Annotated in this window: 18 protein-coding genes; 11 read left to right on the top strand and 7 right to left on the bottom strand. The window is 47.2% G+C overall.

From position 1 onward, the window contains the following. Positions 1 to 8: 8 nt before the first annotated feature. On the bottom strand, positions 9 to 1,334 hold the full coding sequence (locus tag M988_RS18335; protein ID WP_064575224.1) for an SrfA family protein: 1,326 nt from the start codon (positions 1,332 to 1,334) through the stop codon (positions 9 to 11). 819 nt (positions 1,335 to 2,153) lie between these two features. On the opposite strand from M988_RS18335, the gene M988_RS18340 reads away from it, so the two are divergent. From M988_RS18340 to M988_RS18350, 3 genes are all read left to right on the top strand, one after another. Further along, the gene (locus M988_RS18340; RefSeq protein WP_039187770.1) at positions 2,154 to 2,786 is read left to right on the top strand and encodes an outer membrane protein; all 633 of its coding nucleotides are present in this window, start codon (positions 2,154 to 2,156) and stop codon (positions 2,784 to 2,786) included. A gap of 196 nt (positions 2,787 to 2,982) precedes the next feature. After that, the gene (glsB, locus tag M988_RS18345) at positions 2,983 to 3,909 is read left to right on the top strand and encodes a glutaminase B (protein WP_008814757.1); all 927 of its coding nucleotides are present in this window, start codon (positions 2,983 to 2,985) and stop codon (positions 3,907 to 3,909) included. A gap of 14 nt (positions 3,910 to 3,923) precedes the next feature. Next, entirely contained in the window at positions 3,924 to 4,652 is a 729-nt protein-coding gene (locus M988_RS18350; RefSeq protein ID WP_008814758.1) for a YggN family protein, read from the top strand. A 41-nt stretch (positions 4,653 to 4,693) separates the two neighbouring features. Here M988_RS18350 and mdoC read toward each other — a convergent pair whose 3' ends face one another. The 3 genes from mdoC to M988_RS18365 form a co-directional block, all read right to left on the bottom strand. Then, on the bottom strand, positions 4,694 to 5,824 hold the full coding sequence (gene mdoC, locus M988_RS18355) for a glucans biosynthesis protein MdoC (RefSeq protein ID WP_074388461.1): 1,131 nt from the start codon (positions 5,822 to 5,824) through the stop codon (positions 4,694 to 4,696). A 141-nt stretch (positions 5,825 to 5,965) separates the two neighbouring features. Beyond that, positions 5,966 to 6,766, bottom strand: coding sequence for a DeoR/GlpR family DNA-binding transcription regulator (locus tag M988_RS18360; protein ID WP_004093409.1), 801 nt, complete (start codon positions 6,764 to 6,766; stop codon positions 5,966 to 5,968). Between the two features lie 37 nt (positions 6,767 to 6,803). Then, positions 6,804 to 7,700 carry a sugar kinase gene (locus M988_RS18365; RefSeq protein ID WP_008814760.1) on the bottom strand — a complete coding sequence of 299 codons (897 nt, stop codon included), beginning with the start codon at positions 7,698 to 7,700 and terminating at the stop codon, positions 6,804 to 6,806. A 290-nt stretch (positions 7,701 to 7,990) separates the two neighbouring features. Here M988_RS18365 and yihU point away from each other — a divergent pair, with 290 nt between their 5' ends. The 8 genes from yihU to ompL all read left to right on the top strand — a co-directional run bounded on the left by yihU (position 7,991) and on the right by ompL (position 18,152). Further along, entirely contained in the window at positions 7,991 to 8,875 is an 885-nt protein-coding gene (gene yihU / locus M988_RS18370; RefSeq protein ID WP_039187773.1) for a sulfolactaldehyde 3-reductase, read from the top strand. A gap of 62 nt (positions 8,876 to 8,937) precedes the next feature. After that, positions 8,938 to 9,801, top strand: coding sequence for a class II fructose-bisphosphate aldolase (locus tag M988_RS18375; protein ID WP_008814762.1), 864 nt, complete (start codon positions 8,938 to 8,940; stop codon positions 9,799 to 9,801). A gap of 23 nt (positions 9,802 to 9,824) precedes the next feature. Next, entirely contained in the window at positions 9,825 to 10,868 is a 1,044-nt protein-coding gene (locus M988_RS18380) for an aldose epimerase family protein (protein WP_004093390.1), read from the top strand. Between the two features lie 26 nt (positions 10,869 to 10,894). After that, a complete protein-coding gene (locus M988_RS18385) occupies positions 10,895 to 12,241 on the top strand; it encodes an L-fucose/L-arabinose isomerase family protein (protein WP_064575226.1) in 1,347 nt (448 codons plus the stop codon). 94 nt (positions 12,242 to 12,335) lie between these two features. After that, a complete protein-coding gene (locus M988_RS18390; protein WP_064575228.1) occupies positions 12,336 to 14,366 on the top strand; it encodes an alpha-glucosidase in 2,031 nt (676 codons plus the stop codon). A gap of 81 nt (positions 14,367 to 14,447) precedes the next feature. Next, positions 14,448 to 15,866: an MFS transporter gene (locus M988_RS18395; protein WP_008814766.1), complete on the top strand. Its 1,419-nt coding sequence runs from the start codon at positions 14,448 to 14,450 to the stop codon at positions 15,864 to 15,866. A gap of 91 nt (positions 15,867 to 15,957) precedes the next feature. Then, positions 15,958 to 17,349 carry an MFS transporter gene (locus M988_RS18400; protein WP_064575230.1) on the top strand — a complete coding sequence of 464 codons (1,392 nt, stop codon included), beginning with the start codon at positions 15,958 to 15,960 and terminating at the stop codon, positions 17,347 to 17,349. A 113-nt stretch (positions 17,350 to 17,462) separates the two neighbouring features. Then, positions 17,463 to 18,152, top strand: coding sequence for a porin OmpL (gene ompL / locus M988_RS18405; protein ID WP_039187777.1), 690 nt, complete (start codon positions 17,463 to 17,465; stop codon positions 18,150 to 18,152). 34 nt (positions 18,153 to 18,186) lie between these two features. On the opposite strand, the gene fucR is transcribed toward ompL, so the two are convergent. The 3 genes from fucR to fucK form a co-directional block, all read right to left on the bottom strand. After that, positions 18,187 to 18,906, bottom strand: coding sequence for an L-fucose operon activator (gene fucR, locus M988_RS18410; protein ID WP_064575232.1), 720 nt, complete (start codon positions 18,904 to 18,906; stop codon positions 18,187 to 18,189). Between the two features lie 82 nt (positions 18,907 to 18,988). Continuing rightward, complete coding sequence (fucU, locus tag M988_RS18415; RefSeq protein ID WP_061059288.1) at positions 18,989 to 19,414, bottom strand: L-fucose mutarotase; 426 nt, start codon at positions 19,412 to 19,414, stop codon at positions 18,989 to 18,991. A gap of 1 nt (position 19,415) precedes the next feature. Next, entirely contained in the window at positions 19,416 to 20,879 is a 1,464-nt protein-coding gene (gene fucK, locus M988_RS18420) for an L-fuculokinase (RefSeq protein WP_008814771.1), read from the bottom strand. Positions 20,880 to 21,054 lie beyond the last annotated feature (175 nt).

The raw sequence follows: 21,054 nt of genomic DNA on the forward strand, positions 1-21,054 counted from the left end.
CCCATTATTTACTGAGACGATTTGCCAATGCGCGTCATATTCATTGGCAAAAGAGTGTCGGCGTCATAGCGCCCTTTACATTCGGCTACGTCGTTCTCACCTGCTTTGCAGATAAGCTGTGGAATCTTGTAACGTGAACCATCGCTGCATTTCGCTTTAATTCTGCTATCAACCACTAAACTTCCTGAGCTCATGAGGCCGGTGGTGACATTCGCACTACAGCTAATCCCGTCACCGTGGGTGATTTTCACCGTGCCTTTGCTGTTTTTTATTTGATACACCAAACTTGGTGGTTTGCCGGTTCGTGGCGTTTTGATGTCTAAACTGGCGCGCCATTTCCCATTCATGAAACGCGTTGAGCCCATTTTTACCGCCTCTGCGGGCATCACTAACGCATTAGGCGCAGCGGCTGTCACCGGTGTTTCCTCCACCTTTATCTCTGGCTTTTTCTCTATCGGAGCTGCTGGCGCAGGCTCTGGCGAGGTCACGTGAGCGACGGGTAAATGCGTGGTCGTCACTAAGGTTTTGGTCGCGAGAGCAGGTTTTGTAGCCACGACGGCTGTTTTAACCTCTGGCTCGGAAGGTTTGGCCGCTGCCACATCTCCTTTAGCTCGTATCTGGACAAATAAGATCCCTAAAGCGATCAACGCTAGAGGCAACCACCAAAGTTGACGCCAGTCACGGCGAGGACGCGTTGTTTGAGCATCAATGGAGGTGGGACTTATGTCCAAAGAATCGTCAACGGTAGATGTTTGTTGGGAGGCCGTGTTTGCAAGCGCAACAGAAGGAACGGTAATAGGGGGCTTTGTTGGTAATTCGGTGATAGCCAGTTTTTCTGGCACGGTGTCAGCGCTGGCTGCACGTAAGCAATCAAAGGCATCGGTGCGAGATTTTTTATCGAGATTAACGAATCCCCAGAATGTTAATACCGGTTTACCATCAACTAAGAAAACATGGTTGGAGCCAGGAAACTGCATCGCCTTAGCAAGCAAAATACCAAACAAGCGCAGAGCAGGTTTATCTGAGTTTTGGGCTTTAAGGCTGAGGGTGTTGGCCGTTTGCTGGCAATGCTCTAGCTGGCGCAACGCTGAGGCGCGTTCTTCATCGCTGGCTGCTATCCAAGATGTGACTTTTCCCGCGATTGGCGCATACCAATCTATCCGATCGCCCCGTTCATTTGGCTGAGGGATCGCGAGGCTATCAGCGATAGTCTGTTGATGGCGCAGTCGCAGAGTTTCTCTGAGCTGCAAAGCTGAAGCGTAAACGGGCTGGCCGTTTTCACCCAATGCGAGAAAATCATCTAAGCTGCCGCTGCGTAATAATTGTTTTGCCACGAAAAGGACCTTTTGATAGACGCCTGACTACAGCGGCTACTTTAAGGCTTATGTTGCAAATCAAACGGTCAAAAAAGTGGCTAAAATGGTAAATACTTGGTCAATCACCCCGCGTATAACTGCTTTACTTTATCCATCCTAGGCAAGATCTACTCTGCCCAACGCTCTTAAATAGCAATCATGGCGTAGCATCCACCGATGCTGAGAGGTTTAAGTCTCTCATTTTCTCACCCATTTGAATCGTTTTTGGCGCAGGGGTATTCCGCTACTTTAGTGCATAGATTGTGCGTTACCTTCAAGAGCAATGTGACCATCATCACAGTTTGTATCTTCATGAATTATATCACTATTCATCATGATTTATTTCTTATGGAATCGATTGCTTAGTCGCATATATATTTATATAAAATCTTATTTTCTGTATTTTTATTCTCAATAAATAAAAAAATTATTCTCTATAGTCATTTTCCTAAATTTAAAAATAAGTAAATCATTCGACGTCATTTCTATACAAAAATTTACTCATTACGCTAAAGAATAAAAGATATTTATTTTAAGTCCGCATTGAAATTACAGCGTATAAATATCAATCGCTTGTAAACGCAATAAATCGGAATATTCCTACCAAAAGTGCGTTTTTTTTAAACACAAACTAAACAAACTAGTACAAAAAACACTATCCATTGATTTCATTGATAAAAAAATAATTCAATTTTCGTACAGGGATCGCTATTATTATCTAGCGTCTTCATTTTTGTGATTAATGTCACATGATGATATAGTTTCACAAGTAAAATACTTATTAAGTTGGAATCTATCATGAAAAAATTAACTAGCCTGGCCGTTATTATCGGCTTAGCAACTTCAGCTTCCGCTTTCGCTGCAAACTCAGACAACACTGGTTATTATGCCGGTGCTAAATTGGGTACCAGCTTAGAGCAAATTCACGGTCAGAAATCTGCAACTGGTAGCAGCGTTCCACGTGACACCAAACAAGCAGGCACCGCTGGTCTGGTATTCGGTTATAACTTCCAGAATGAATTTAACCTGCCAATCCGTGCAGAATTAGATTATTCATTCCGTGATACTACTGATACCGATCACTTCATCAAAGCTGACAACACTCGTACTCACAACCGTGTACGTCTGCAGACCGCTATGCTGAACGGTTACTACGACATCAATACCGACACTGCTTTCACTCCATACATCAGTGCTGGTATCGGTTACGCTAACGTAAACCTGAAAAACACTCAGGATGGCGCAAGCCACTCTGGTAACGGTGACAACTTCGCGTGGAGCGTTGGTACTGGTGTTTCTTACGCTATCAACAACCACCTGGATCTGGATCTGGGCTACAAATACCTGGACGCTGGCGATGCAACTGCACAAGCTTCCAAAGTTAAAGTGGCTACCCACGATTTCACCGCTGGTGTTAACTACTACTTCTAAGAGCGTTTCCTCTAGGATTTACGCCTAGAAAACGTCTAAAAGTATGTTTAATAAAAAACCCGCTTCGGCGGGTTTTTTTTCGGGGAGACGAGTCCTAAACCCCTTTATCCCTCTTCAACGCCTTTCCGTCTTGTCGCAATTGTTTTATCCTCCCGCCCCGTAATAAGCGTAATTCTGATTTGTTTTGGAGCACTGTGTGGCAACTAAGCTGAGTAATCAATTGCTGGAAGATATTCTGGCTCAGGTACGCCCTTTAATTGGGCAGGGCAAAGTTGCGGATTACATTCCAGCATTGGCTGAAGTACCGGCCGATAAACTGGGGATTGCTGTTTGCACCGTGGACGGTGAAACTTATCAGGCGGGGGACGCCAATGAGCGTTTTTCGATCCAGTCGATCTCAAAGGTATTGAGTTTAACCGTGGCGCTTAGCCGTTATGCTGAGTCGGATATCTGGGCTCGAGTCGGGAAAGAGCCATCGGGGCAACCCTTTAACTCCCTACTACAGTTGGAGTTGGAGCAAGGTAAGCCACGTAACCCGTTTATCAATGCTGGCGCATTGGTGGTGTGCGATATGTTGCAGTCGCGTCTGAGCGCGCCCAAGCAGAGAATGCTAGAGGTGGTGCGCGCCTTGTCTGGCGAGCCGGATATTGTGTACGACGCCCGGGTGGCACGCTCCGAGTTCGAACATTCAGACCGTAATGCGGCGATCGCCTATCTGATGAAATCGTTCGGCAACTTTGATAATGACGTGATAACGGTGCTGCAAACTTATTTCCATTACTGTGCTTTAAGAATGAGTTGTATGGAATTGGCGCGCACTTTTGTCTATCTTGCCAACAACGGGCATTCGCCTGCGTTGGAGGAGCCACTCATCAATGAGCGGCAGAACCGCCAGATTAATGCCATGATGGTTACCAGTGGCATGTATGATGGTGCTGGCGAATTTGCCTATCGTGTCGGGATGCCCGGCAAGTCAGGCGTGGGCGGCGGAATTATTGCCGTTGTCCCCCATGAAATGAGTATTGCAGTTTGGTGCCCTGAACTGGATGCCTCTGGCAACTCACTGGCGGGAACCGCTGCGCTTGAAATTCTTGCGCAGCGCATTGGCCGCTCGATTTTTTAGGAGACAAAGAACGCATGATTCGTAAATTAGGATTATCTCTACTGATGTTGACCGCGTGGCAGGCTCAGGCGGCATGGGAATGTAATGTTAAGCCGCAGGATGACATCATTGTTAATCCTCAGCAGGTACAAATCGTAGGTGCGAGTGGCAACCTGACTATCGATAAAAACGGTAATATGACCCGCGATGGCAAAGCCGTTACGCTGAGCACCAAAGCGCAACAGCAGGCAGTGAATCTGCAATCGGGGATCCGCAAGGATTTCCCATGGATCGATGAAGGAGCGCAGACTCGTTTGGAAAAAGCGCGCGTTTCTCTGGATAAAGTTATCGTTGAACAGGTTGGCAGCGATAGCAACATTCGTAATCGATTGACCAAACTGGATTCTCAGCTAAAAGAGCAGATGCAGCGTATTCTAGAAAAACGCAGCGATGGGTATACCTTCCACCATCAGGCTATTTCTAAAGTCGAGCAGGAAGGCCAGAATCTCGTTAACCAGACCATGGGTGGTGTCTTACAAGACAGCATCAATGAGATGGGGCTGAAACAGGCGGCAAATGCGACTAAGTCTGATAACCCTCTGCAGGCCATCATGGGCAACCTAGGTGGTTTACAGCAGGCGATTCGCTCCGAGTGGAGCAAGCAGGAAGATGATTTCAAATCTTTCGGCAAAGACGTATGCAGTCGTATTACCACGCTGGATTCTCAGCGTCAGGCTCTGTTGAAAGAGCTGCCAAAGGCGTAATCGACAAAAATAATTTGCCAGCCGTTTGGCTGGCAAATTAATCATTTCACTGAATTCACGACGGGTTTCTGCGGCTTACCTGAAAACAGGTAGCGCAGCAGCGGTACGCGCCGGTGGATTTCATATAGCATCAGCGAGCCCAACACCACCAGCGTGACGCCAACAGCGAAGCCAAGCAGAGGTTGGGGATGTACATTCTCCATCAGGCTTCCGTAGATAATCGTGAGTGGGTGGTGTACCAGATAGATAAACAGCGATGCTCCCACGAAGTACGTCACCCCACGCGATTCCCTATTCAGCAGTCGATGTCCCAGAGTTAACACGACCTTTGTCATGGTGAGACCAATGATGAATATCAGGCAAAACTGCACGCTGAGCTGTAGCGGCGCAAATACCTGAGTATTTTCATTGAGCAAATACAGCCCGACCGATGCCGCAGCAATCAGACCGTCAATGAATGACACTCGAGTGATATTTTCTTTATGTTTGATATGGACAAACGCCACTGCACCGAGCAGGTAAAACGGGAAGTACATCAGCGTATTAACCACTAAAAAGTTAAACAGTGCAGAGCCTGTAACTGTCGGCATTAACGTTGCAGAAAGCTTATGTAGCAGGGCAAAACCGACGCCAAGAGCAATAAAAATCGGTAACAATGCCCCAGTGGAGACTTTGCTCCATAGCGCACGATTGACGATGGCGTTGAGCAGCGGGGCGCTTATCACTGTCAGCAGGCTTAGCGTAAGCAAAAACCATAGATGCGAAACTAAATACCACACGCAGATGTTAGCCTTTTGCCACAGGTCGGCTTGCGCCCAATCACTGATCCCGGTGGTGTGATGCAAGATGAACCAAAACTGTGGCAGCGTGATAAGAACCATCGCCGTGGCCATCGGAATGAGCAGTCGGGTCAGGCGAACATTCAGCCACTTTTTCAACGGATAGCGCTGGTACAGCATGCAAGAAAAATAGCCGGAAATGACAAAAAACACCTGCATGCGGAATGCATGAATGAAGTCATTAAACAAACTTAATGGCAGGCTTTCTGGCATGCTGTTGACCACCCAATGGTGAGCCGAATAGACCAGTGAAACGTGGAAAGGTATCCCCAACAACATGAGCGTGGCGCGGATATAATCTAGATAGTGTTCTCGTTGGATAGTTTTAGCCAATGCGTTGTACCCAAAAATCCTGTCAGATAAGCATTAAAGTGGCGTAACTCTAGGGAGATAATGAACGTCGGGCAAGTGCCGACGCACATTTTTGGATTAATCTGCACATAAGCGTAGCTTAAATAAGAATTGCTAGCAGATTTAAAGCGTTGGCTCCTGTTGAGCTGAGGAGGTAACGACTAATTCTACTTGCTGTTGTTGCAGCAAAGCACTGAGCGCAGCAGGAGGTTCATCGTCTGTAAATAAGGCGGTCGCTTTCCCCACATTGCCGATTTCCACCGCCGCAGATGCATGGAACTTGGTATGGTCGGCTGCAAGTAAAATATGCCGTGAATGCGCCATCATTGCTTTGACTACGGTGGTTTCGTTCACATCAAAATCTAACAGGCTACCATCCGCTTCTATGGCTCCCATGCTGGTAATCAGATAGTCGGCGCGAAATCCTTCCACAAAGGAGACGGCACTCGGGCCAATAATGCCGCCGTTATGAGGTCGCAGAGTACCGCCGGGAACCATCACTTCGAACTCCGTATTTTTATACAGAATATGCGCGACTCGCAGACTGTTAGTGATAATGCGTAAATGGCTGTGGTTCATCAGGGCACGAGCGATATGCTCTACGGTCGTGCCAATGGTGATAAATACCGTGGAGCGATCGGGAATATAGTCGGCGATGGCCTCGGCTATCGCCATTTTTTCATTGGTATAAGAGATCTCTCGTTGCTCAAAGGCGGTGTTTACCACGCTTGAAGCACGTCCCGCGCCACCATGATGACGTGAGATCAGTCCCTGATCGCTGAGCTTGCGAATGTCTCTACGTACGGTTTGCGTTGAAACATCTAAAAGTTGTGCCAGTTCATCAATGTTCATATATCCACGCTGAGCGATCAATTGGATCAACTGATCGTGGCGTGGATTACCCGTTAATTCGGTCAGACTCATGTTTATTTCTCTTCAATGGGTCATGTTGTTGATCATTTTATACAAAACGAGTGAGGAAAGAGTCAGTTTGATCACAATCAGGGATGCCAGCTCGCCCACCTGGTTGGGTACATTTGAGTGCCGCCACGGCGTTAGCATAGCGTACTGAGGCAGCAATATCTGGTTGACGGCCTAGCGCCACGGCGAGTGCTCCGTGGAAAACATCGCCAGCGCCAGTGGTATCGACGACTTCAACGTGAAATCCCGCCTGATGCTGCAACTGCCCGTGCTGCAGCCAAAAACATCCTTTCTTACCTTGAGTGACATAAACTTGAGCATTTGTGTCATTTTCTGCCATCTGCAATGCGCGTTGGATATCATTTTCGCCTGTCATGCGTTGTAATCCGGGCTCAGAAAATGCTGCGTGGTCTGCTAACGCCACCAGTGGGCGGATATCCTGCGGTGTGACATCTGCATCGAGTAAGGTGGCAACTCCCGCTTGTTTTGCCAGCGTGAAAGCCGTCAACGTGCCCTGATGCCAGCGCACATCGGCAAGAACCATATCGTATTGGCTGAAGTCTATTGCCGTTAGCCACTGGGCATCATTAGGCAAGTCAGGGCTTGGATGATTGATGATGATACGCTCTCCATAAGCATCAACCAAGATGGCTGACTGAGACGATCTGGCCTGCGAATAACGCTGAGTGAACGCTGTGTTTACACCGTAAGACTCAAGTTCATTGAGTAGTGTATCTCCCGTCGCGTCGTCACCGACACGGCCTATAAAATCAACGTTAGCGCCCAGTCGTGCCGCTGCGACAGCCGCCGTTGCTGCTGGGCCACCTCCTATTTCTCGATAATCATGAGCTACGTATTTCCCACCACCTGTAGGTAATTTGTCGACGTAATACAACCTGTCCAGTACTGCAATTCCTACGCATGCAATTCGAGTCATGACTTATTCCTCTAAAGTGTTAATTCCCTTTCCGCACCCCGGTGCATTCCGAACTTATTTATCTTTGCACGGCTCTCTCTGACGAGAAGCGTTGGATTGGGAGGTTGCACGATCCATCACTGATTATCAGTAAAACCAGCCTTCGATCACGATGCCGCTATTTTAATTCTCCCAAATGTTAAAAGAGTGATGGCTGTCAATTTTTTGACCATAAATTACAAATACGATCAAAAACAGACAAAATATTCCATCAATGAACTCAAAGTGACATTGAATGACAGGAGAGTGAAATGGCAAAGATCGCTTTTATCGGGTTAGGACAAATGGGGCTGCCTATGGCCAATAACCTGCTTAAGCAGGGGCATCAGCTAAGTGTGTTTGATATCAGTACTCAAGCGATGGTGCAGTTAGTAGGCAAAGGTGCGCGGGCATGTCATAGCCCAGCGGATGCAGCGCAGAACGTGGAGTTCGTTATCACCATGCTGCCAAACGGCGATTTGGTGCGAGAGGTGTTATTCGGTGCTGAGGGTATCTGCACCACGCTTTTACCATCGGCATTGGTGATTGATATGTCCACCATTCATCCGCTGCAAACGGACAAATTGATTGCTGAGATGAAGGATCGCGGTTTCAGCATGATGGATGCCCCCGTTGGACGCACCTCAGATCACGCAATCGCAGGTACCTTGCTGATTCTGGCCGGTGGTACTTCAGAGCAGGTGGAGTATGCAACTCCAGTATTGATGGGGATGGGTTCTGAGCTGATCAACGCTGGTGGGCCAGGGATGGGGATTCGCGTCAAGTTAATAAACAACTATATGAGCATCGCTTTGAATGCACTTTCTGCCGAAGCCGCGGTGCTGTGTGAGGCGCTAGGGCTATCGTTTGATGTGGCGCTGAAGGTGATGAGTGGCACACCAGCAGGCAAAGGCCACTTCACTACGTCATGGCCAAATAAGGTACTTAAGGGAGATCTCACACCTGCTTTCATGATCGATTTGGCTCACAAAGATCTGGGGATCGCGCTTGATGTCGCGAATCAACTGCATGTCTCGATGCCAATGGGGGCCGCTTCACGTGAGGTTTATAGCCAAGCGAGAGCCAGCGGGAGAGGCCGTCAGGATTGGACCGCTATTCTGGAACAGGTGCGAGCAGCATCAGGCCTGAAAAAATAATCGTAATTCGTTTATTTTCAAATAATTAAGGGGCTGATGCTCAGCTCAAAAGGGAGAAGAAAATGCCTTATGTATCCGGTAAAACCATGATCCAACAGGCGTGGAAACACGGCTATGCCATTGGCGCATTTAGCGCTCACAACGCAGAAACGGTGCGTGCCATTTTACTGGCGGCACAGGAAGAACAATCACCGGTCATGATTCAGGTCGGACAAAAAGTGATTAGCGTGATGGGGCTAAAACCGATGAAAGAGATCATCGATGCTTTTATGCACGATATCACGGTGCCAGTTTGTATCCATTTGGATCATAGCCGCAGTTTTGAGCAAACCATGCAGGCAATCCAGTGTGGTTTCCAGTCGGTCATGTTCGATGGTTCTCATTTGTCCTTTGAGGAGAACGTCCGTATTACCCGTGCGGCATCGGAGGTTGCCCATGCGCTAAACATCGGCATGGAAGGTGAAATTGGCAAAATTGGTGGCACCGAAGATGATATTTCCGTGGATGAAAAAGATGCGCTAATCACGAGCTGCGATGAGGCACTGCGTTTCTCCGAAGGGACTGATGTGGATTATTTAGCGGTCTCTATCGGCACCGCGCATGGCGTCTACAAACAGGAGCCTAAACTCGCATTTGGACGCCTGCAAGAAATTCGTGAAATCGTGAAAAAACCGATTGTGTTACATGGTGGCTCAGGCGTTCCTGACGATCAAATTCGCCAAGCTATTGCATTAGGTGTTGCCAAAGTCAACGTCGATACTGAGCTGCGTCAGGCCTTTACCCAAGGGCTTTGCGAAGTATTAACCAACGATCCTGAAGAGTATGCGCTGGCTGTCTCTCTGGGTCATGGACGTGACGTGATGAAAGAAAAAGTAATCGAAAAAATCCGCTTATTTGGCAGCAATGGCAAAGCGTTGCAATTCTGAATATTCATTAAAGGATTAAGAACATGACGACCATTCAACGCCAGCATTTTGGCGAACACCTAGGGCAAACCGTTTCTCTTTTCACATTAAGCAATAGCCAAGGTATGCGCCTGTGTGTCACGGATTATGGATGTATTGTGACTCAGCTCTGGGCTCCCAACCGAGATGGAAAATCAGAAGACGTGGTGATGGGGTTTGATGATTTGGCTTCTTATCAGGCGGGTCATCCATTTTTTGGTGCTATTGCCGGACGATGCGCCAACCGCATTGCTGGGGGACGTTTCAAAATTGACGGGCAAGAGTATCTGCTTGCTACCAATGAAGCGCCGACTGGACAGCATTTGCACGGTGGTATCCGTGGTTTTGATAAGTATGTCTGGCAAGCGCAGGAAGATGGCGACGGTGTGATTTTTAGCCGTACCTCCGTGGATGGAGAAGAAGGCTATCCGGGAAATCTCACGGTGTGTCATCGCATCGGTCTTACTGATGACAACGTGGTGACGTTCGAGTTTGAAGCGCAAACGGATAAACCGACGCTGGTGAATCTGGTGAACCATAGCCACTACAACCTACGCGGCCATACTCACCTTATCCACGATCAACAGCTCAAAATCGATGCCGACTTCATGACGCCGGTCGATGAATCCACCATGTTGCCGACAGGAGAGATTGTTCGAGTTGCCGGTACGGCGTTTGATTTTCGCAATGCTCGTCGCTTAGGGGATGCGATGCAACAGCGTGCGGCACAGGACTTCGATATGAATTATGTCTTGAAGCCAACCGACACTGACTTACATCCGGCAGCCACGATGATTTGCCCACACAGTGGTCGTGTTATGGAGGTACATACCACGCTACCAGGTGTGCAGTTCTACAATGCATTCAAGCTTTCTAACAAGGTTTGGAATGGGAAAGAAGGGCACCGTTATCAGGCATTCTCCGGGATTTGCCTTGAGACACAAGCATTCCCAGACAGCATTCATTTTCCTCATTTTAGCAACGTTGTTTTGCGCCCAGGGCAAACATATGCCAGCCGCACCGAGCATCGTTTTCGCGTTATTGCTTAAATAAATTAATTACTGGAAGCAACATCATGTCAAATAAAGCAAAAGTCGGCGTTTTAGCGTTAGGACGTAATACCTTTGATGTGCCCTATGCCCAGGAAATGTTACAGCAGGCGTGGCATTCACTGGCATTGATGGATCTCGAGCTGGTGGGGGAGCCGGAGCTGCAGTTCGATGTTGAGTCAGCGCTGAAGGCATTACCCGCGCTGAAGCAGGCCGATCTTGATCTGCTGCTGATTTTACAGGTGACGTTCACCGATGCTTCGTTAACCACCGAAGTGATCCGCGATTTCCCAGTTCCAACCGCGATGTGGTCGTTTCCGGAAGCGCGTACCGGTGGGCGTCTGCGTCTAAATTCATTTTGTGGCGTGAATCTGGCTTGTCATGCCCTCAGCCGTGAAGGAATCAAGGTTCAAACGATTCACGGTGCGCCAGATGATGCGAGTGCGATAAATGAATTGCAACAACTAGCACAGGCGGCGGCAATCGTACGTCGCTTCAAGCAGACCAAGGTGATGGTTATTGGCGAGCACCCATTGGGTTTTGACGCTTGTAACTACAACCAGCAACAGCTTGAACAGCACTTCGGTGTTCAGGTCGCCCGTCAGCCGGTGTTGTCATTTATTGATGAAGTTAAAGCGCTACCTGATAGCGTGGCAGATGCCCCCTATGCACGCCGTGCAAAAGATTTCCCTAATCTCGGGGAAATGGATCAGGACGCGACGCGTAAAACCCTTAAAGTCTATTCCGCCCTGCAAGCTAAAGCCTTGCGTGAAGGTTATTCCGGCATTGCAGTGCGCTGCTGGCCAGACTTTTTCACCGATTACGGCTGTGCGGCCTGTGGTGCGCTAGCGCTGATGAATGAAGACAAAGTGCCGTGTGGCTGTGAAGCCGATATGTTCGGCGTCCTTTCTTCACTGATGGCTCAGTGGGCATCTGGGAATGCTGCGTTTAACACGGATTTGGTAGACATCGACCCACAAAATAACAGCGTTGTGTTCTGGCACTGTGGGCAGGCACCTATCGAAATGGCCGACCGTGATGGTCCCGTTCAGGCCACCATTCATTCTAACCGTAAGTTACCGCTGCTGTCTGAGTTTGCGCTCAAACCTGGACGTATCACCTTATGTCGCATCACACAGGGCGAGGGGAAATTACGCCTGATGTTGGCCGGTGGTGAAATGATCAAAGCGCCGTTGGCCTTCTCTGGGACCGCTGGCACCGCTCGCTTGGATGTTGATGCCGATGTTTATCGCAAGCGTTTGATCGACGCTGGAATGGAACATCACACGTCGCTGGTCTACGGCGAGCACCGTCCTCTGCTACGTAAAGTGGCGCAGTTGCTCAATCTTGAGGTTGTTGAACTGAGCGAGTAAGCGCTCTTTTTCTCAATTGGGATAAGCCCCTTCTCTAAGAAGAGAAGGATTGGTCAGCTTGTCTAGAATTCTCAATCCTTTATGGAGATCTACCATGGTTTCGCAGCAAAGTGGTCTTGAGTTACAGCAGCAACATGACGGTTTTACTCTTATTTTTCAGAATCGCGTATTACTTAAACACTCGTCAGAGAGCCCTTGCTTATGGATTGGGCATGGCAAAGCTGATATCGATATGTTCCGTGGTAATTTCAGTATCAAAGATCGGTTAGGTGAAAAACTGGCTCTGATTGATGCTGAGATTTCATCTACGGCAGCGGGTTTTGACATTCGCTTTAGCCGTGGTGATGTTGCTCAGGCAACGTTAAACGTTGCTATTGATGCCCACGATCGTCTTGAAATGAAGCTCAGTAATGCCGACAGTGAAAATAATCGCATGTGGCTGCGTTTAGCCGCAGAACCTCAGGATCATATTTACGGTTGCGGTGAGCAATTCTCCTATTTTGATTTACGTGGCAAACCATTCCCTTTATGGACTAGCGAGCAGGGCGTTGGGCGTAACAAGCAAAGCTATGTAACTTGGCAAGCCGATTGCAAAGAAAACGCCGGAGGGGATTATTACTGGACCTTTTTCCCGCAGCCAACCTTTGTCAGTAGCCAGAAATACTTCTGCCATTTCGATAACAGTTGCTACATGAACTTTGATTTTTCCGCACCTGAATATCATGAACTGGCTATTTGGCAGGATGAAGCGGTGCTGCATTTTGACTGTGCGGATAGCTACATCACTTTGCTGGAGAAACTCACTGCGCTGCTTGGACGCCAGCCAGAATTGCCAGACTGGGTTTATGACGGCGTAATTTTGGGCATTCAGGGCGGCACCGAGGTTTGTCAGAAAAAGCTGGATGTCATGCGTGAACATGGCGTAAAGGTCAGCGGTATTTGGGCTCAAGACTGGGAAGGTCGCCGCGTGACTTCCTTCGGTAAACGTTTGATGTGGAACTGGCGTTGGGACAGCGAACTTTATCCCGAGCTTGATAAGCGTATTCCACAGTGGAAAAAAGAGGGCGTGCGTTTCTTGGGGTACATCAATCCGTACGTTGCCATCGAGAAGGAACTGTATGCGGAAGCGGCTGAAAAAGGTTATCTCACCAAAGATTACAACGGTGAAGATTATCAGGTGGAGTTCGGTGAATTTTATGCGGGGGTAGTCGATCTCACCAAGCCTGAAGCCTATGACTGGTACAAGAATGTGATTAAAAAGAATCTGATCGAATTTGGCCTTGATGGCTGGATGGCAGATTTTGGTGAATATCTACCTACTGATACCGTATTACATAACGGCGTTGATGCAGAAATTATGCATAACGCGTGGCCTGCGCTATGGGCAAAATGCAACTACGACGCATTGGTAGAAACGGGCAAATTAGGCGAAATCCTGTTCTTTATGCGCGCGGGATATACCGATAGCCAGAAATATTCCGTGATGATGTGGGCCGGTGATCAAAACGTTGATTGGAGCTTAGACGATGGTCTTGCATCGGTTATTCCGGCTGCTTTATCGCTGGCGATGACCGGGCACGGTTTACATCACAGCGATATCGGTGGTTACACCACGCTTTTCGATATGAAGCGTAATAAAGAATTGCTAATGCGCTGGTGTGAATTCTGCGCCTTCACTCCGTTAATGCGTACTCATGAAGGAAATCGCCCAGACGATAATTGGCAGTTTGATCATGATATAGAAACCATTAGCCAGTTTGCACGAATGAGCCATATTTTTGTTGCTCTCAAACCCTACATCAAACAGGCGGTTAAATTTAATTCGCAGTCCGGTTTACCGGTAATGCGACCACTATTTTTGCACTATGAAGATGATGCTCACACTTATGGCCTGAAATATCAGTACTTGTTTGGCCGCGATCTGCTGGTGGCACCGGTTTATGAGGAAGGGCGCACGGATTGGTCACTGTATCTGCCACAGGATAATTGGATAAACCTGTGGACAGGCGAACCACACGCAGGTGGTTGTGAAGTGACTGTTGCAGCGCCAATGGGGCAACCTCCGGTGTTCTATCGTGCAGACAGTGAATGGGCAGAATTGTTTGCCTCATTGAAGACGCTATAAGTAAAGTCTCTAGTCCCTTAGCCTCCCTTTTCGAGAGAGGCTAAGGGGGAGGCTATCGTGGTTTATACATGGAGAACCACCATGACTCAGGTTTTAAATAACAATAATGAACCGGCAAAATTATTATTGCCACTGCGGGAAAAAATTGCTTATGGCATGGGCGATTTGGGCTCAAATATATTATTAGATATTGGTACGCTTTATTTATTAAAGTTTTATACCGATGTATTAGGCATTCCCGGCACCTATGGCGGTATTATTTTTCTTATTGCTAAATTCTTTACCGCATTTACCGATATGGGCACCGGTATTATGCTGGATTCCCGAACTAAAATCGGGCCCAAAGGTAAGTTTCGTCCATTCGTACTCTATGCAGCGTTTCCGGTTACCTTGTTAGCTATTGCCAACTTTATTGGCACTGGCTTTGAAATTACTGGAAAAACCGTAGTGGCTACGGCGCTATTCATGCTTTATGGCTTGTTCTTTAGCATGATGAATTGTTCATATGGTGCGATGGTACCCGCTATCACTAAAAACCCTAATGAGAGAGCATCTCTTGCCGCATGGCGTCAGGGCGGTGCGACTTTGGGGTTATTGCTATGTACCGTGGGTTTTGTACCCGTTATGGATTTAGTTGAAGGAAACTCTCAGCTTGGCTACATCGTAGCGGCCACACTCTTTTCTCTGGTCGGGCTGTTCTTTATGTGGTGCTGCTATGCCGGAGTGAAAGAGCGTTATGTAGAGGCACCAGCAGCCCATAATGCGCAGGGAAGCGCGCAGAAAAAACCGGGTATTTTGCAATCCTTTCGAGCAATTGCGGGTAACCGTCCACTGTTTATCTTATGTATTGCCAACCTCTGTACGCTAGGGGCATTTAACGTCAAATTAGCCATTCAAGTTTATTACACCCAATATGTGCTTAATGACCCTATCTTATTGTCATATATGGGCTTCTTCAGCATGGGGTGTATTTTCATTGGCGTATTCTTAATGCCGATGGCAGTACGTAAATTCGGTAAAAAAACGGTATATTTAGGAGGGCTCGCTATTTGGATTGTTGGCGATGTGCTCAACTATATGTATGGTGATACCTCAGTAACTTTTGTTCTTTATTCATGTTTAGCCTTCTTTGGCTCAGCATTCGTCAATAGCCTAAACTGGGCGCTGGTGTCTGACACGGTTGAATATGGCGAATGGCGGACTGGCATACGGTCTGAAGGCACTGTCTATACCGGATTCACCTTTTTCCGCAAAGTATCGCAGGCACTGGCCGGCTTTTTCCCTGGTTGGATGCTAACTCAGATTGGCTATGTTCCTAATATTGCACAGGCTGCACATACCATCGAGGGTCTGCGTGAGCTGATCTTTATCTATCCGGCGGCGTTGGCTCTGACGACGATTGTGGCAATGGGCTGTTTCTATAATTTGAACGAGACAATGTATGTGAAAATCGTGGGTGAAATTGAAGCGCGCAAGCGTGATACAAGCCCAGTTATTTAATAAAAATCTCACTTATGGCAGGCCGCCATGAAGTTAATGAAGTTTTGTGGCGGATAAGTGCGGGCAATATAATAATGAAAGGACCTGTCAGATGGAAAATTTAGAACATCAGGATCCCGTTACCCTAAAGTTATCACTACGGGAAAAAATCGCTTATGGCATGGGTGATTTTGGTTCGAATCTTTTACTGTGTATCGGCACGTTGTATTTGTTGAAGTTCTATACTGATATTTTAGGTATTCCAGCAATTTACGGAGGAGTAATCTTCCTTATTGCTAAGTTCTTTACGGCTTTCACCGATATTCTTACTGGCGTTCTAGTTGATTCTCGTCGGAATATAGGTGTAAAGGGTAAGTTTAAGCCGTTTATTTTTTATGCTTCTTTGCCTGTCGCTTTACTGGAGATCGCTAATTTTATTCACGTTGACGTTTCTATTAATTTAAAAACGGTGCTGGCGACGGTCTTGTTCATGCTGTTTGGATTATTTTACAGCCTGATGAATTGCTCTTATGGTGCGATGGTACCCGCGATAACTAAAAATCCTCATGAACGAGCCTCCCTTGCTGCATGGCGTCAAGGTGGATCTACCTTAGGTCTATTGCTATGTACTGTCGGTTTCATGCCAATTCAGACTTTATTTTTATCACAACCAGAATTAGGGTATTTAGTGGGCGCATCGGTATTTGCTACTTGTGGTTTACTCTGCATGTGGTGGTGCCATTCTGGTGTGAAAGAGCGCTATGTTGAGCTTGTTCCTCTCCACCATAAACCAAGCATTTTTAAGTCGTTTTGTGCCATTTTTAAAAACCCGCCGCTGCTGGTGCTGTGCATTGCTAATTTATGTACTTTAGCTGCATTTAATATAAAACTGGCGATTCAGGTTTATTATACCCAGTACGTTTTACAGGATATTAATCTATTAGCCTATATGGGATTCTTTAGTATGGGCTGCATTTTAATTGGTGTTCTGCTAGTGCCAACAGCGGTAAAACGTTTTGGGAAAAAACAGGTCTATTTGGGTGGGCTAATGCTGTGGGCCTTAGGCGATCTGCTCAACTATTTCTATGGTAGTTCGTGGGGAAATAGCTCCGTTGTTTTTGTTGTGTTTTCCTGTATGGCATTCTTTGGCACGGCATTCGTCAATAGCCTGAATTGGGCGCTGGTACCTGACACTGTTGACTACGGAGAATGGAAAACAGGTATTCGCGCTGAAGGATCTGTGTATACCGGATATACGTTTTCGCGAAAGATATCGGCGGCACTCGCTGGTTTCTTGCCTGGAATAATGTTAACTCAGATTGGCTATATTCCCAATGTCATCCAAACCGAGTCGGTGTTGGAAGGGTTGCGAAGGCTCATATTTATTTATCCTTGTGTATTAGCGATTATCGCGGCTATTACTATGGGGTTATTCTATAAGCTTAGCGAAAAAAGATTTGTACAAATTATTAATGAGTTAAATGCAAGGAAACTCGCTAAATAAATTAGTTCTAGTATTTAAACCGACATGCTGTTATTACCTTCAGGTTTTTCCTGAGGGTGATATTTGTCAATTTTCATGATGTCAGTGATTTAATATTTCAATAGGGATTTGTCATGAATAAAATAAGTACAGCAATAATATTAGCCTCTTTTATATCTGGAACTGCTTATGCCGGGGCTTATCTTGAGACTCGAGAGGCTTACAATACGGCCTCAGAAGAAAGTGAGATTATCCTACGCGGTGGTTATAACTTTGATAATGGTTCGGGGTTAATGTATACCAATGCTTATAATGTTGGGAAAATGGATCAGTTAAAGCATAGCTATAACGAACTGGAAGGATGGTATCCATTGTTCCGTCCCACAGAAAATTGGACGATTTCTCCTGGTGGGTTAATTAACTCAAGTAGTGCGGGTTCTGGCGGTGCTGCTTATTTAGATGTAAATTATAAATTTCTACCATGGTTTAATTTAACGACTCGATATCGCTACAATCATAATAACTATGACACAATCGATACCAATGGCGAATATGATAAAAATGATACGCATGAAATGGCAATGTACTGGAATTTCAAGGTTAGCGATCAGTTTTTATATACCTTTGAGCCACACTATTTCATCCGCGTTAATGACTTCAAAAGTAAAAATGATGAAAGCCACCACTGGGAAATTACTAACAAGTTTAGTTATAAAATAGATAATAATTGGATGCCTTATTTAGAGCTGCAATGGCTAGACCGGTGGGACTATTATAATCGCGAACAATACCGCATTCGTTTAGGTTTACGGTATTCATTCTGATCAATGACATAACGCTCTCCCCGCAGGGAGGGCGTTATTCACCTTCCCCAACCTCCAGATTTGATATCACCTGTTCGACATCATTAATGCTGCCAATTTTTATTTCACTGGTGCGGTTCATTTTGCTTTTATCAATAAGCAGGAGGGATTGCAGCGCACGTTTGAGCAACAGGGACTTGAATTCGGCGTTATAGCTGTTGGAGTCCCAGAGAATGCCTTCTTTATCAATACCTTCGCAGGAGAAGATAAACAGGTCGATTTCAAGCTCTTTCAGCTGAGAAATAATCGCAGGATTCACATAGCAGGCATATTTTCGCTGCAATAGGCCACCGGAACTTATCAGTTGGATATGTTCTCGTTTGGATAGCTCCTGACAGATCCGTACGCTGTTAGTAAATACGGTGATATCAATATCTGGCAGCTGTTTTGCCAGATACCAGCAGGTTGAGCTGGCATCTAGCGCGATAGTCATACCCTCATCAATCCATGGCAGCGTTTGGCGGGCAATATCGGCTTTACTGGTGAAGTGGCTTTTTAGGCGGGCGCTGAAAGGGTCACCGCTGTCCTGAGTATCGCGCTTGATACTTTTGGCACGGCCATGTTGACGGATGATCTTTCCCTGAGCCTGAAGCGCATTAAGATCGCGTCGGATCGTTTCTTTACTGACATGCAGTAGATCGGCAAGATCTTCTGTGGTTAGCGTTTCATGCTGTCGGATGAGTTGTACGATTGCCTGATGGCGATCTGTTTTCACGGTGGCTCTCCTCTCACGAAAAACCATGCGTCCGGCTTTCGCTTAATGGCCGACGCATGGCTGAATGCAGCAGAGCAAGAGATTAAGGCGTCACTCCTTTTTTTAACAGTATATTCCCGTATTTAGCCGTCTCGCCTGTGATAACGATCGCAAAGGCCTTTTGAGCGCGTTCATAAAATGCGAAACGATCGATGCGTTCAATTGTAAGCTCGCTCTGCTCATGGTGCGTAAGAGCCTGTAAATAGCGCTGTTCGACGCTGGGATCGAGTGTGTCTCCAGCGACAGCGGCCATCATAACCAGCGGCGGGGCATAACTGTCGAGCTCGAATAGTGGAATGATGGCTGTCAGCAGATCGCTGACTTTTAATCCATCGGCTCTAATGACCTTTGGTCCCATGCTATGCGCGGGGAAATGCGCGTCGGAGAAAATGATTTCGTCGCCGTGCCCCATTTCAGCCAATGTCTTGAGTAGCTGTGGTGAAATGAGCGGGGAGATATTTTTTAGCATTTCAAACTCCTTCTAAAATGGGGTTATGACTCGTCGTCAGCTCACGGTATTCAGCACTTTGCTCGCTGGGATAATAAGACTGATAGCGATAGTTAACCTGTTGGCGAGCCTGCTCGGGAGAGTCGTAATAGCCAACGCCGCTCCATGCAAACATAGCGGCACCGAGTACGGTCGTCTCAGCATCGTGCAGAACTTTGATCGGCAGATTTAATACGTCTGCTTTGATCTGGTTCCATAGCGTATTGCGACTGCCACCGCCGACGAGTAAAAGCTCTTTTGAGGTAAACCCGCCGATATTTTCCAGTAACGCGAGATTTTGCTGTAGCTGCCAAGAAAGCCCTTCCAATGCAGAGCGATAGAAATGGCCACGCTCAGTATGCAAACGCATTCCACTCCAGCCAGCCGGGGAACGGTTATCAAGCAGTTGGCAGTTCATCCGTAATCCTTCGCTACCGGGGCTAATATTGGCCGCTTCTGCAATCATCTGGGAATACACATCCGGTAGCTTTCCGTTAGGCCAGTAAAGCTGACGAACCTTTTCCAGCACACCTGAAGCAAGCCACTGTAGACCCGGATTGAACAAGCCTTCACAGCTGTCCAACTCGCAGGTAGAGCCAATAAAACGGGGCAACAGTGATGTATTGACCTGCGGAGTTCGCACCATCAATATTTCCCATGTGCCGGATGAAAGCACCGGTTGATCGAGACCCGCTCCTGAACCAAATAGGGCAAATTGGGTATCGTGTCCGGTAGCAATGACCGGTGTACCCGCAGGAATACCAAGGCGTTCCGCCATGTGTGGTAATAAATGACCAATATGTTCCCCTGCCGCAACGATGCGGGGAAAAAGTCCGATAGGGAGTCCAGTTCGCTGTAAAATCGTGTCGCTAAACGTTTCCTGACGCACATCGAGCAGTTGGCTTGTGCCCGCCATTGTGCGATCGGTAGTGAACTCACCGGTGAGACGTTGGTTAATCAGCGATGAGATAAACAGCCATGCATGGGCTTTTTCTAGCAGTTCTGGGCGGTTTTCTTTCAGCCATATGAGTTTATATAACGTGTTGAAACTGAATTGACCGATCCCCGAAATAGTTTGTAGTTCGCCGGGAGTAATGTAGCGGTCAATCTTTTCCATAATCGCCGCCGTACGTGGACATTTCCAGCTAATGACGGGGTAAAGTAGTTCACCATTGGCATCAACCAGAGCACCATCAACGCCAAATGTTGTTACGCTGATGGCATGAATTTTAGCGCCACCAAGTTTAGGCATGATTCTCTGGCAGCAATCGGCAAAGCGTTGCAGGATGTCATCGAGTGACCAAACGTGCCATTGGTCATTTTCAGTGGCGGGCTGGCTGGCGTTTGGTGTGGTCGCTTTGGCAACAACGATGCCTTGAGCATCAACCGCAATGGCGCGGACATTGGTGGCTCCGCAGTCCAAAATGATCACCACATCATTGTTCATGGTGGCTCCTCGTTAGTATTGATCCGTCATACTTCAAGCTTGCATTTTGTTGTCTGCATTCACTTACCCGAGTACTCGCTCTGACTAGAGTAAGCTCATCACAATGTGCTGACTTGCTGCCTCAATGAAGCTCGAATTATTGAAGGTATAAATGCGCAGATCCCCACCCGACCAT

This window comes from Hafnia paralvei ATCC 29927 (assembly GCF_001655005.1).
Classification (GTDB): Bacteria; Pseudomonadota; Gammaproteobacteria; order Enterobacterales; family Enterobacteriaceae; genus Hafnia; species Hafnia paralvei.

What these genes read in the sequence shown, in the direction of transcription:
- M988_RS18340 (WP_039187770.1), top strand. Translation starts at nt 2,154, where the DNA reads ATGAAAAAATTAACTAGCCTGGCCGTTATTATCGGCTTAGCAACTTCA.
- M988_RS18350 (WP_008814758.1), top strand. Translation starts at nt 3,924, where the DNA reads ATGATTCGTAAATTAGGATTATCTCTACTGATGTTGACCGCGTGGCAG.
- M988_RS18360 (WP_004093409.1), bottom strand. Translation starts at nt 6,766, where the DNA reads ATGAGTCTGACCGAATTAACGGGTAATCCACGCCACGATCAGTTGATC.
- M988_RS18365 (WP_008814760.1), bottom strand. Translation starts at nt 7,700, where the DNA reads ATGACTCGAATTGCATGCGTAGGAATTGCAGTACTGGACAGGTTGTAT.
- yihU (WP_039187773.1), top strand. Translation starts at nt 7,991, where the DNA reads ATGGCAAAGATCGCTTTTATCGGGTTAGGACAAATGGGGCTGCCTATG.
- M988_RS18375 (WP_008814762.1), top strand. Translation starts at nt 8,938, where the DNA reads ATGCCTTATGTATCCGGTAAAACCATGATCCAACAGGCGTGGAAACAC.
- M988_RS18380 (WP_004093390.1), top strand. Translation starts at nt 9,825, where the DNA reads ATGACGACCATTCAACGCCAGCATTTTGGCGAACACCTAGGGCAAACC.
- M988_RS18385 (WP_064575226.1), top strand. Translation starts at nt 10,895, where the DNA reads ATGTCAAATAAAGCAAAAGTCGGCGTTTTAGCGTTAGGACGTAATACC.
- M988_RS18390 (WP_064575228.1), top strand. Translation starts at nt 12,336, where the DNA reads ATGGTTTCGCAGCAAAGTGGTCTTGAGTTACAGCAGCAACATGACGGT.
- M988_RS18395 (WP_008814766.1), top strand. Translation starts at nt 14,448, where the DNA reads ATGACTCAGGTTTTAAATAACAATAATGAACCGGCAAAATTATTATTG.
- M988_RS18400 (WP_064575230.1), top strand. Translation starts at nt 15,958, where the DNA reads ATGGAAAATTTAGAACATCAGGATCCCGTTACCCTAAAGTTATCACTA.
- ompL (WP_039187777.1), top strand. Translation starts at nt 17,463, where the DNA reads ATGAATAAAATAAGTACAGCAATAATATTAGCCTCTTTTATATCTGGA.
- fucU (WP_061059288.1), bottom strand. Translation starts at nt 19,414, where the DNA reads ATGCTAAAAAATATCTCCCCGCTCATTTCACCACAGCTACTCAAGACA.
- fucK (WP_008814771.1), bottom strand. Translation starts at nt 20,879, where the DNA reads ATGAACAATGATGTGGTGATCATTTTGGACTGCGGAGCCACCAATGTC.